The 11,856-nt window shown below is 69.7% G+C and carries 9 protein-coding genes and 1 pseudogene; 7 read left to right on the plus strand and 3 right to left on the minus strand.

Annotated elements, in window-relative coordinates:
• Positions 1–399: 399 nt before the first annotated feature.
• Both ABZ904_RS43630 and ABZ904_RS43635 read right to left on the minus strand, forming a co-directional pair.
• Positions 400–1,242, minus strand: a complete 843-nt coding sequence (locus ABZ904_RS43630; protein WP_361829680.1) for an SDR family NAD(P)-dependent oxidoreductase — start codon at positions 1,240–1,242, stop codon at positions 400–402.
• A 92-nt stretch (positions 1,243–1,334) separates the two neighbouring features.
• On the minus strand, positions 1,335–1,724 hold the full coding sequence (locus tag ABZ904_RS43635) for a VOC family protein (RefSeq protein ID WP_359408664.1): 390 nt from the start codon (positions 1,722–1,724) through the stop codon (positions 1,335–1,337).
• A 200-nt stretch (positions 1,725–1,924) separates the two neighbouring features.
• On the opposite strand from ABZ904_RS43635, the gene ABZ904_RS43640 reads away from it, so the two are divergent.
• Complete coding sequence (locus tag ABZ904_RS43640; protein ID WP_359408662.1) at positions 1,925–2,791, plus strand: LysR family transcriptional regulator; 867 nt, start codon at positions 1,925–1,927, stop codon at positions 2,789–2,791.
• Between the two features lie 134 nt (positions 2,792–2,925).
• Here ABZ904_RS43640 and ABZ904_RS43645 read toward each other — a convergent pair.
• Positions 2,926–3,217, minus strand: a pseudogene (locus ABZ904_RS43645) (IS701 family transposase); the annotation flags it as partial.
• Positions 3,218–3,445: 228 nt separating this feature from the next.
• Between ABZ904_RS43645 and ABZ904_RS43650 the strand changes: the two are divergent.
• The 6 genes from ABZ904_RS43650 (at position 3,446) to ABZ904_RS43675 (ending at position 11,847) form a co-directional block, all read left to right on the plus strand.
• Positions 3,446–4,387: an NAD(P)-dependent oxidoreductase gene (locus tag ABZ904_RS43650; RefSeq protein WP_359408660.1), complete on the plus strand. Its 942-nt coding sequence runs from the start codon at positions 3,446–3,448 to the stop codon at positions 4,385–4,387.
• Positions 4,384–5,307 (plus strand): RNA polymerase sigma-70 factor, encoded by a 924-nt coding sequence (locus ABZ904_RS43655; protein WP_361002968.1) that lies wholly within the window; start codon positions 4,384–4,386, stop codon positions 5,305–5,307. The genes ABZ904_RS43650 and ABZ904_RS43655 overlap by 4 nt, the downstream gene beginning before the upstream one ends.
• Before the next feature lie 13 nt (positions 5,308–5,320).
• Positions 5,321–5,866: a DUF3995 domain-containing protein gene (locus ABZ904_RS43660; RefSeq protein WP_359408656.1), complete on the plus strand. Its 546-nt coding sequence runs from the start codon at positions 5,321–5,323 to the stop codon at positions 5,864–5,866.
• Between the two features lie 70 nt (positions 5,867–5,936).
• On the plus strand, positions 5,937–6,557 hold the full coding sequence (locus tag ABZ904_RS43665; RefSeq protein ID WP_361829683.1) for an LUD domain-containing protein: 621 nt from the start codon (positions 5,937–5,939) through the stop codon (positions 6,555–6,557).
• 46 nt (positions 6,558–6,603) lie between these two features.
• The gene (locus tag ABZ904_RS43670) at positions 6,604–7,386 is read left to right on the plus strand and encodes an SDR family oxidoreductase (protein WP_361002976.1); all 783 of its coding nucleotides are present in this window, start codon (positions 6,604–6,606) and stop codon (positions 7,384–7,386) included.
• A 759-nt stretch (positions 7,387–8,145) separates the two neighbouring features.
• Entirely contained in the window at positions 8,146–11,847 is a 3,702-nt protein-coding gene (locus ABZ904_RS43675; RefSeq protein ID WP_361829685.1) for a S8 family serine peptidase, read from the plus strand.
• Positions 11,848–11,856 lie beyond the last annotated feature (9 nt).

The raw sequence follows: 11,856 nt of genomic DNA on the forward strand, positions 1-11,856 counted from the left end.
CGGTTCGGTCGCCGAGCACTCAGGGGGCTCGGCCCCGGCTCACTTGTGACAGCACGGCAAGAACGGCCTCCACGGGATTGGAGCCGCGTGCCGGTTGACCTCGTCCAGCTCACAGGCGCGGCAGGTACGGGTAAGGCCGGGGCGGGTGCCGTGCTCGGGGCACAGGCCCTGCGCGATGTGCTGGGCTCGCTGCCGCGCCGCGGCGCGGTCGGCGGCTGCCTCGGCGCATACGTCGCAACGGTGGCCGGTCGACCACACCGTGCCAGACTCGCAGTCCATCAGTCCATCAGTCCGCAGCCCCAGCGCGGCAGCGCCACCCCGAGCAGCCATCGGCCCGGGTCGCGGATGTCCTCGAGGGCGGCGCCAGGCGGTCACTCCCGGATGCCCGACCCCGTGGCTTCACGAAGCGGGCCAGGTCTCCGGGAGATGGTGACCGCCGTCCGCCACCAGAACCGTGCCGGTGACGAAGGAAGCCGATTCATGTGCCAAGAACAGCACGCACGCCGCGATCTCCTCCGCCGTGCCGCTGCGCCCGAACGGTCCCGCCACGGCGGCCGCGGCCTCGAACTCCAGCTGCGAACCGGTTGCCACATAACCGGGAGCCACGATGTTCACCGTCACGCCATCCCTGATGACTTCGAGGGCGAGCGCCTGGGACAGCCCCACCAGCCCGGCCTTCGCCGCTGTATAGGTGGCCTGGCCCGGCATGGCAGTGACCGTTCCCGTGGTGGAGCCGACCGAGACGATCCGGCCGTATCCGGCCGCCCTCATGGTGGGCACCACGGCGCGGCACATCAAGAAGGCCGTCGTCAGATTACGGGCCAGAGCCGCGTTCCAGTCCGCCAATGACAGCGCGGCGACATCCCCATCAGCATCCCAACCCGAGGTCACCGACGTCATGCCCGCATTGTTCACCAGCACATCAACCCGACCCCATCGCTCGACCGCGGCGCGCAGCACGGCATCCGCACTTCCTTCGAGGGTCAGGTCGGCAACCACGCCCACCGCGGCCTCGCCCAATTCCGCGGCACGCTCGTGGATCCGCTCGGAGGTCGCGCACACCACGACCCGTCCGCCCTCCGCGACAAGTCCCCGCGCCACGGCGGCACCGATCCCGTCCGGAGCTCCAGCGCCCGTGACGATTGCCACCCGGTCCTGAAAACGAGCCATGTGAACCAACCAATGTGTGCGATGTAGAGGTGAGGACCAGGCTTGGGCGGATGAGGATCGGGGCAAGCGCATTCACCACCGAGGGACGATCCGCCCTTTGGTATACGCGGCGATCACAAAGGAATCTACCGTCCGCCGTCGGTCGTGTGGCACCGCTGAGATTCTCAGTCGTTCTGCGGATACCAGCGCAGTTCCACGGTGTTACCGTCCGGGTCCTGCACGTAGAGGGAGACCGCGATGCCCTGGGCGCCGAAGCGCTCGCCGGGACCGTCCACCACTGTGAAGACCCCGGAATCGATGACCTGTTGCCACTCGAGCGGCTCGACCACCAGGCAGATGTGGTCCACATTGGAGCCCTCCGGCCGCTCGGCGGGCGCCTCGACCAAGTCGATGATGGTGGTGGGGCTCACCCGCACGGAAGGGAAGGGCGCCTTACCGGCTCGCCACTCCCCCACCCGTACTGGTTGCAGGCCCAGAGGGCCGGTGTAGAAGGCGAGCGAACGCTCGACATCGGCGACATTCAGAACGAGGTGGTCAAAGCCGATCACGCGCATGAGTATCTCCCCCGGGGGGCCGAGGCGCTTGGGGCGCTGGTGGAAGTACGACGGCCGGCGGTTTCGGGGCCTCGCCGGACCGGGGCCGTGGCCCGTCGTCCGGCGACCGTGATCCGCCACCGCGTTCAGCATGGCCGACCCGCTGTCCATGGGTCCAACGCACCTTTGTCATCTGATCCATCGTGTTTCACGATGGATCAATGGATCTCCAGCAGATGCGCTACGTCCTCGCGGTGGCGGAGACCGCCAGCTTTACCCGCGCCGCCGAGCGGTGTCACATCGTCCAGTCCGCGCTCAGCCATCAAGTGGCCCGGCTGGAGAAGGAACTGGGTGCCCGGCTGTTCGATCGGACGAGCCGCCGGGTGCGGCTGACCCCCGCCGGAGAGGCGTTTCTGCCGGCCGCCCGCCAGGCCCTGGAAGCGACCGAGCGGGCCCGCTCGGAGGTGGCGGCGGCCACCGGCAGAATTCAGGGCAAACTGACCGTTGGGTCGATCCCCACCGTGGCGGCCGTCGATCTCCCGGCGGTGCTCCGGGACTACCGCCTGCGCTACCCCCAGGTACGGATCAGTCTTCGGGCGGGCTCCAGCGAGAGCCTCGTCGAGCAGGTGCGCGAAGGCAAACTGGACGCTGCATTCCTCGGCGTCCAGCCCGGATTCCGGCCACAGGGCGTCCATGACAAGGAACTCGCCCACGGCCGGCATGTCGCGATTGTGGCCCCGGACCATCCACTGGCCAGAGAAGCCGAGGTGAACCTACGCCTCCTCGCCGACGAGGTGTTCGTGGACTTCGCCGACGGCAGCGCCGCCCGCGCCCAGTCGGACCAGGCGTTCGCGGTGGCCGGCCTGCGGCGCGAGGTCGCCTTCGAGGTGTCCGGCGTCGAGCTCATGGTCCGCATGGTCCGCCATGGATTGGGCATCGCCCTGCTGCCCGAGACGTTCACCGCTGAACTGCACGGACTGCGGCGAGTAGCGATCGCCAACGGGCCAGTACGGGTGGAGCGCCTCATCTGGAGCCGATTCACCCCGTCACCCGCGGCCTCCGCTTTCCTCTCCCTGCTGGGCGTCTGAACCCGTCCCCGATCGCATGACCACTTGAGGATTTCCGGCGGATCATCAGCGCGGCCATGGCCGAATCGCGGCGAGAGGACCGCGCCGTGGAAGACACACGCTCTCCCGTCAGACCCAGTACTCCAGCTGTAGATGGATCCGGTGACCCGCGCCAGCTCGGTCACCGGCACCGGCTGGGCTGAGAAGCAGCGGTAGTAGGCGAGTTCGCCGGTGGTGCGGTTGCGGCGGAACAGGAGCCGGCGGCTGCCCGGCGCCGCCCCGGTGAGATCGATGACGGCTCAGTCGTAGAACCCCTGTCCCTTCGCACGGCGTCCAGCCGAGAGCTTCTGCCAGGCCCACTTCGTCACTTCTTCACCAGGCATTGGCGCTGAACATGCCCACACCGGTGGCCACTTCGGCCGAACAGGCCACCGCGAGGACATAGCCGGCCAAGGGCATGACCGAGGCCTTCTCGTTCGACTCATCGACTCAGCAGTCCGGCTGGGGGATCACACCCGCTTGGTCGGTCGGCTCGGCACGGTGACGTCGACCCCGGCAATCACGCAAGTACGTGCTGGGCTGCGGTTGTGCGGTACGTCATGGCGCATGCCCTGATGTCACAACCGGGCCGGGCTGTCTCGTCTCGGGTGTGAGGTCGATTCGAGGTCAAGGACGGTGACGGTTGTGCGGGTGTTCGTGGCGGGTGGGACCGGTGTACTGGGTCAGCGGTTGGTGCCGCAGCTCGTGGCCCGGGGCCACCAGGTGACGGCGACGACGACGAACGCGGCCAAGGTGGGGATGCTGGAGCAGTTGGGCGCGGACCCGGTGGTCATGGACGGGCTGGACGCGGCGTCGGTCGGCGAGGCGGTGGCCACGGCCCGGCCGGACACGATCGTGCACCAGATGACCGGGATCTCCGTGAAGCACGCCGGCCAGCCCGACTTCAGGCATTTCGACCAGTGGGCGGTTCCGACGATCAAGCTGCGCACCGAGGGCACAGATCATCTGCTGGCCGCCGCGGAGGCGAGCGGCGTGTCTCACTTCGTCGCGCAGGGTTACGCGTGCTGGAACGGGATTCGCGAGGGCGGCTGGGTGAAGACCGAGGAGGACCCGCTGGACCTCGAGGAGGGGACGGCCGCGTACACGTCGATGCAGGCCCTGCGCCACGTCGAGGAGGTCGTCGGCCGGGCCGGTGGAGCGGTGCTGCGCTACGGGGGGCTCTACGGGCCTGGGGCCATCGACGACCAGGTCACGCTGGTGCGCCGGCGCAAGTACCCGCTGGTCGGGCGCGCCAACGGTTATCACTCGTGGGTCCACCTAGACGACGCGGCGAGCGCTACGGTGCTGGCGGTGGAGCAGCGGGCGGCCGGCGTGTTCAACGTCGTCGACGACGAGCCCGCGCCGGTGAACGAGTGGCTGCCCTACCTGGCGAGGTGCGCCGGGGCCAAGCGGCCGATGCGGGTTCCCAAGTGGCTGGCCCGCATGCTGGTCGGGGAGGTGCCGGTGATCATGATGACCGAGGCCCGCGGCTTCTCCAACTCCAAGGCCAAGCGCGAGCTCGGCTGGCAGTTGCGGTACCCGTCGTGGCGGCAGGGCTTCCAGGAGGAACTGGCGTGAACCGAGCCGAGGAGTTCGAACAGCTGCGACCGCTGCTGTTCTCGATCGCCTACCGGATCCTGGGCAGCGTGAGCGAAGCCGAGGACGCCGTTCAGGAGACCTGGCTGCGCTACGAGGCCACATCGACCGAACCCGCCTCGGCCAAGGCGTTCCTGTCAGCGGTGGTCACGCGTATCTCGATCGACGTGCTGCGTTCGGCGCGCGTCCGCCGCGAGGAGTACGTCGGGCCGTGGATTCCCGAGCCGCTGCTGGCCGACCCGTACGAGGACCCGGCGCGATCGGCCGAGCTGGCCGATTCGGTGTCGATGGCGGCCCTGCTGCTGCTCGAACGGCTCAGTCCGCTCGAGCGGGCGGTGTTCGTGCTGCGCGAGGTGTTCGGGTTCGGCTTCGACGAGATCGCCTCGGCGGTCGGACGTTCGGAGGCGGCCTGCCGTCAGCTCGCGGTGCGCGCACGCCGGCACATGGCCGCCGGACGCCCGCGTTTCGAAGCCGACCGCCGCGAGCGCGAGCAGCTCGCCGAACGGTTCTTCGACGCCTTCCGCGAAGGAGACCTCGACGGGTTGCGGGACCTGCTGGCCGCCGACGTGCACATGATCGGCGACAGCGGCGGCAAGGGGCCGCAGCTGGCCGCCCAGCTGGTCGGCGCGCAGAACGTCGCCCGGGTGCTCGCCGCTCTCGTCCCGGCGTTCCTGCGGCTCGGCGGTGTCATGCAGCCCCACGAGGTCAACGGGCAGCCCGGCGCGATCTTCCGCGACCGGCACGGCAACGTCGTCAACACCTGGGCGCTGGACATCGTCGACGGGCAGATCCAGACGATCCGCTCGGTGATCAACCCCGACAAGCTCGCCCACGTCGGTCCGGTCGCCGATGCGTGGGCAGTCTTTCGCGAGGCGCGTCATGCACGCCAGTCCACGAACTGACCGGACACTTCTCATGCGAGCCGGGCCCTCGCGTTCGGGGCGGGCCGACGACCGCCTCGCGTGGCCGGCCTACGTGGCGCTCGCGTGGATCGTCGTGTTCTTCGCCATCCACGTCTACTGGTACGCCGGCGGAACCTTCGGGCGCGGCGGCGTGCTGCCCGGCCTCCTACCGCACTCGGTGATCGGCTGGATCTTCGAGGTGGCGATCGTGTCCGCCTTCCCGATCGGGGCGTGGGCCTGCCTGGCGATCGCGCGCGGGTGGCCGCGCGGTCGGCTGCGCCGTCTGGCCGCGTTCCTTGTCTGGTTCGGCTGCGCGCTGCTGACCCTGCGCGGCGCCTCCGGCCTGGTCGACGACCTGACCCGCTCGATCGGCCTGCTGCCCGACGGGATCACCGGCCTGTCGATCGAGGATGCGACGGGCATGGCCCACCCGTCCGCGTCCGTGCTGTGGTCCGGCCGCGCGACCGACGCCTACTTCTTCGCCGGCGGGCTCGTCTTCGGCCGGCTGGCCTGGCGCTACCGCAACCGCCCGGCCGCCGCCCCGACCCCGGCCGACTGAGCGGGTACCGAGCACCAGCGCAGAACGCAACACCGCGCAGTGCAAACAACCTTATTGAGGCACTATGACCATGCCGAGTTCCGAGACGCTGTTCACCGAGCCGGCCCCCGCGGACCGCCTCGCACGAGCCGCCGCCGCGCTGACGGCCAACGGTTTCGCCGTCGAGATCCTGGACAGCGCCGCCGAGGCCCGCGCCCGGGTCGGCGAGCTCATCGTCGACGGGGCCAGCGTGTTCACCGCGGCCAGCGAGACGTTGCGCCTGTCCGGTATCGACGAGGACATCAACGCCGGCGGACGATACCAGGCGGTCAAGCCTCAAGTCGTGGCCATGGACCGCGTCACCCAGGCCGACGACATCCGGCGGCTGCTGGCCGGCCCCGACGTCGTCGGCAGCGTCGCCGCGCTCACCGAGACCGGTTCGCTGGTAGCCGCCTCGGCCAGCGGCAGCCAACTGCCCGCCTACGCCGGAGGTGCCGCCCAGGCGATCTGGATCAACGGGGCACAGAAGGTGGTACCCGACCTGGCCACGGCGCTGCGCCGCGTCGACGAGCACGCCCTCCCTCTGGAAAGCGCCCGCGCCCAGGACGTCTACGGCATGCCCAGCGCGGTCAACCGCCTGCTCGTGCTCAACGCGGAACCCCACCCCGGCCGGGCCACCGTCCTGCTGCTCCGCGAAGCCATCGGCTTCTGAGCGCGCGTTGCCGGCCGGCCATCCGAACGTAGAGGAGTCCCAGAACATGGATCTGCAAATGACGGGTACGACGGCCCTCGTGACCGGGGCCAGCCGCGGGATCGGGCTGGCCATCGTCCAGGCGCTCGTCGCCGAGGGTGCGAACGTGATCGGCTCGGCCCGCACCGTGTCGCCCGAACTCGCCGACTCCGGCGCACACGCGATCACCGCCGACCTGGCCACGCCGGACGGTCCGGGCGAGCTCGTGCAGGCGACCGTCGCAGCCCACGGTGACATCGACGTCCTGGTCAACTGCGCCGGCGGCGGCGACGCCTCGGACCTGCGCGCGTTCTTCGACTACGACGACGCGTTGTGGCACAAGGCGTTCGACCTGAACTTCTACTCCGCGGTGCGTACCTGCCGGGCCGCGATCCCCAGCCTGATCCGCCGGCACGGCCTGATCGTCAACATCTCCTCGGTGGGCGCCCGTCTGCCGCACAGCGGCCCGGTTCCCTACAACACCGCCAAGGCGGCGCTCAGCGCGTTCAGCAAGGCGCTCGCCGAGGAGTACGGGAACCAGGGCGTGCGCGTCGCGACGGTCGCCCCGGGACCGACCCGCACGCCGGTATGGACCGCCCCGGACGGCGTCGGCGCCGCCCTCGCGGCCGCGCAGGGAATCTCGCACGACGACCTACTGGCCGGCCTGGCCGCGGCGTCCGGCATCCGGTCCGGCCGGCTCGTCGAGCCCGAGCAGGTCGCCTCCCTGGTCGCCTACCTCGCCTCGCCGCTGGCGGCCAGCATGACCGGTCAGGAGTACCTCGTCGACGGCGGCCTGATCAAGACGATCTGACCCGTCGTGCCGCGCTGGTAGGCCGGTGGAACCTCCGGGCGCGACCAGTCGGCCGGCGGCCTGGATCAACTCGGCCGGGGGTTGCCGATCCTGAACCGCCGAGCCATTGAGCCCGTCGAGCGCGCCCGGCAGGCACCTGCGGCTGGGCCACGGCTCGGGATCCGTCTGCGACGAGTACCGTGCACGGCAGGGCCTCGACGCCTATGCCCGACATCACAACAGTTACCGCCCACACCGGACTCGTGGACAACTCCCGCCTCTCGCGCAAGAAGGGCTGGTGTCTGGGACCAACTTGGCCGCTCACCGACTCCTGCGGATCTGAGCACTGACGGCGTGATCAACGAGGGCAGGTGTCATTGCCGACCACAGCGGACGTCAGGACGCCGGACCCGCTGATCGCGGTGGCGGCCCCGAGACCGTTGTGGACCAAGAGGCCCAGTTCCCAAGTCGAGCCACCCACCGAGGGTTTCGAACGGCACTGCTGTTCCGCCTGATCCGAACACGCCGGGCGTTGGCGCGATTCGCCAGCTGGCGATATCAGACACGAGTCTGCTCTATACATCTACCGTTCACGAGCCTTAACTCTGATCGTCCACGCCGAGCTGCCGCGATCGCAGAACCCCCACCATCGGTCCGCAGCGTCGGCCATCCCATCCCCCGCCGATCCGTCACTTCAGCCATGAATCGCTTGCGGGGCCGACCTGGGCCCTACGGAACAGTCAGGGAATCCTTTTGAGATCATCACCGAGACGCTGGAGCGTGTTCGCCGTCGCCGGCGCCGCCCTCCTGTCGTTGGCACAGCCCGCCGCCGTGTCCGCCGCCCACGCCGCGGCCACCGACTCCCCCGCTCCCGCCGCGCAGCGCAACGTTCCCCCGGGCGCCCACTCGGTCACCCTGATCACGGGTGACGTCGTGGTCACACGGCGGTCCGGCGCCGCCGGCGGCACCGTCGATGTGCAGGGTGCCGCCGGGACACAAGCCCAGGCGCGCATCATGGAGTCGAACGGCGACCTTTACGTTTATCCCGAGTCCGTTCTCCCCTACGTGGCGGCAGGTGTGCTGGACAAGCGCCTGTTCGACATCAGCCGGCTCGTCGCGGACGGCTACGACGACGCACATCGCGACCAGTTGCCGCTGATCGTCTCGTACAACAGCAAGGCCGCCTCAGGGCTGCGTTCCACAACCCCCGAGGGCGCCACCCGGGTCAAGGCCCTCGGCAGCGTCCAGGGTGCCGCCCTGTCCGAGGACCGGGACCGATCGGCCGACTTCTGGCGTGCTGTCACCTCCGCGCCGGCGTCCGGCTCGAGGACCACCGCAGCCGCGTCCGGCAAACCAGCCTTCGGCGGGGGTATCTCCCACATCTGGCTCGACGGGGTCGTGAAGGCGGATCTCGCGGAGTCCACCTCTCAGATCGGCGCGCCGCAGGCGTGGGAGGCCGGCGACACCGGGAAGGGCGTGGACGTCGCCGTCCTGGACACCGGCGTCGACGCCGAACACCCTGACCTGGTCGGCCGAATAGCAGCCGCGCAGAGCTTCGTTCCCGGCGAGGACGTGACGGACCGCCATGGCCACGGCACCCATGTCGCGTCCACCATCGCCGGCACGGGGGCCGCGTCGGACGGCAAGGAGAAGGGCGTCGCGCCCGGTGCCGACCTGCACATCGGCAAGGTGCTCTCCGACGAGGGTTCCGGTCAGGACTCCTGGGTGCTGGCCGGCATGGAGTGGGCCGCGGTGGACCAGCACGCGGACATCGTCAACATGAGCCTCGGCTCCACGGCGCCGTCCGACGGCACGGATCCCCTCAGCGCAGCTGTCGACCGCCTGAGCGCCGAGACCGGGACGCTGTTCGTGGTCGCCGCGGGCAACGCGGGCCCGGACTACAGCGTCGGCTCCCCCGGCGCGGCCGACGCAGCCCTGACCGTGGGGGCCGTCGACTCCTCGGACGACGTCGCCTGGTTCTCCAGCCAGGGTCCGCGCGTCGGCGACGGTGGCCTCAAGCCGGAGATCACCGCCCCGGGCGTCGACGTGCTGGCGGCACGCTCCCAATACTCGCCGACCGGCGAGGGCAGCTATCAGACCTTCAGCGGGACCTCCCAGGCCACCCCGCATGTCGCGGGCGCCGCGGCCCTGCTCGCGGCGGCGCACCCCGGGCTGACCGGCTCCCAGTTGAAGGACCTCCTGGTCAGCAGCTCGAAGCAAACGCCCAAGTACGACGCCTTCCAGGCGGGCAGCGGCCGGGTGGACGTCCCGTCGGCACTCAGCGCCGAGGTCTTCGCCTCGGCGACCGCGTTCGCCGGGCAGGTGACGACGGGCGCGTCCGACGCGGTGACGCGTCCGGTCACGTACACCAACATGGGTGGCTCGCCGGTCACCCTCGACCTGTCCGTGCAGGCCCCGAACGCACCTGCCGGAATGTTCCGGTTGTCCGCCTCCCAGGTCGTCGTGCCGGCCCACGGCACCGCCGAGGTCACGGTCATCATCGACGGCTCCAAAGCGACGGGGAACGGTCACTGGACCGGCCAGGTCATCGCGGCCGACACGGCGGGGAAGACCATCACCCACACGGCCGTGTCGCTGGGCGACATCGCCCACAAGCTGACCCTGGTCCTCAAGGACGCACAGGGCAAGCCGATGTCGGGCGTCGTCGAGTTGCTGCGGTCCGGTCAGTTCGGGCCCGAGTTCCTGTTCGTCGACGAGACGGGCACGGCGCAGATGCTCCTCCCCAACGACGTCTACTCAGTGCTGGAGTTCAAGGACGTACAGGGTGTCCACGGCCCTCACTCGATGGGGATGGCGTTGCTCGGCGACCCCGAGGTCGTGATGGACCACGACACCACGGTCACCTTGGACGCCTCGAAGATCGAGCGGGTGGACATGACCACGCCGCAGCAGACCGAGACGACCTACCAACGCCTTGAGTACAACCGCTCGATGGGCGGTGGCACCTGGCGCGACTACATGGAGACCCAGACCAGCTACGACAGCCTCTGGGCCCAGCCAACCACGCACAAGGTGACCCACGGCGACTTCTACCTCGGCGCCCGCTGGCGCAAGGAGCAGCCGGCACTCGCCATCGCCACCAAGACCACCGAGTTCACCGACGCCCTCCGGCAACAGGACGTCACCCCGCTGGCCCAGGGTCACTACAAGCTCCCGCTCGTGGCCGCCGGGGACGGCACGAGCGCGGACTACGCCGGCGTGGACGCGCGGGGCAAGGCGGTGGTCGTCCGCCGCAACGACACGATCAGCGACGCCGACCAGGCCGCCGCGGCGATCGAGGCGGGCGCCAGACTCCTGCTGGTCGTGAACAACGAACCGGGGCGCTGGTTCCGGAGCTACAGCCCGGAACCGTGGAAGGAGACCCCCGCCCGGATCGACGTGGCGTTGTTGAGCACGGACGAGGGCGAGAAGCTCTTCGCCCAGGCCTCAGCTCCCAAGGCGGCGCTCTCCGTGGACTCGCAGCCGGTCAGCCCTTACGTCTACGACCTGATGTGGACGTGGCACAACGAGATCCCGGACCACATGGTCGTCCAGGGCGGCCCGAAGACCCTCGCGCGGGTGAACGTCGACTTCGACAGCCCCGACACGACTCGGCGCGGCGGTGAGTTCCGCTTCGACTGGCCGGTCTACTCGGACTGGGGCATCGGCACGATGACGAGTGAGCCGATGAACTCGCAGCGGGTCGACTGGGTCTCCACCGGGCCCGGATACTCCTGGGGTCAGGAGGCGTACGTCGAAGGTCTGCTCTTCGAGATCGAGCCACGCACCACGTACCGGGCGGGCAGCACGCAGACACAGCAGTGGTTCAAGCCCATCGAGCGCCCGTACCTGAACAACAACTACAAGCCGCCGACCCGCACGGGGAGCCGGCTGACCTTGGACGTCCCCGGCTGGGGCGGCTCGGATCACGTCGGCATGTCCATGGACTACCAGCGCATGCCGCACACCCTCACGCTCTACCAGGGTGACACCCAGCTGGCCCAGAACTCGGGAAACACCATGGTGCAGGCTGACGCACCGGGCGCCGGCAAGCTGCCGTACCGCCTCGTCCTGGACGCCAGCCGGGACAGCACGGTGAGCCCGTACTCCTCCACCACGCACACCGAGTGGGACTTCACCTCCCAGGCTCCGGCGGGGGACGAGACATCAGTCCTGCCGCTCATGCAGATCAACTACGGAGTCGACACCAACGCGGCGGGCAAGGCCGCGAGGAACGCGACGCTCGCGGCGTCCGTCGCCCACCTCGCCCACGCCACCAGCGCCGGAACCCTGTCGGCGGTCACCTTGGAGGTGTCCTACGACGACGGACACACGTGGCGGAAGATCACCAGCGCAAAGGACGGCCGGTTCGCACTGTCCGCCCCCAAGCAGGCCCAGTTCGTCTCACTGCGGGCTCACGCCCACGACAGTGCCGGAGACGCGGTCACACAGACCGTGATGCGGGCCTTCGGTCTCCGTTGACCTTGTGGG

The sequence above is a fragment of the Streptomyces sp. NPDC046900 genome, from assembly GCF_040644975.1.
Lineage (GTDB): Bacteria > Actinomycetota > Actinomycetes > Streptomycetales > Streptomycetaceae > Streptomyces.

What these genes read in the sequence shown, in the direction of transcription:
- ABZ904_RS43630 (WP_361829680.1), bottom strand. Translation starts at nt 1,242, where the DNA reads ATGCGCTTGCCCCGATCCTCATCCGCCCAAGCCTGGTCCTCACCTCTA.
- ABZ904_RS43670 (WP_361002976.1), top strand. Translation starts at nt 6,604, where the DNA reads ATGGATCTGCAAATGACGGGTACGACGGCCCTCGTGACCGGGGCCAGC.
- ABZ904_RS43640 (WP_359408662.1), top strand. Translation starts at nt 1,925, where the DNA reads ATGGATCTCCAGCAGATGCGCTACGTCCTCGCGGTGGCGGAGACCGCC.
- ABZ904_RS43660 (WP_359408656.1), top strand. Translation starts at nt 5,321, where the DNA reads ATGCGAGCCGGGCCCTCGCGTTCGGGGCGGGCCGACGACCGCCTCGCG.
- ABZ904_RS43635 (WP_359408664.1), bottom strand. Translation starts at nt 1,724, where the DNA reads ATGCGCGTGATCGGCTTTGACCACCTCGTTCTGAATGTCGCCGATGTC.
- ABZ904_RS43665 (WP_361829683.1), top strand. Translation starts at nt 5,937, where the DNA reads ATGCCGAGTTCCGAGACGCTGTTCACCGAGCCGGCCCCCGCGGACCGC.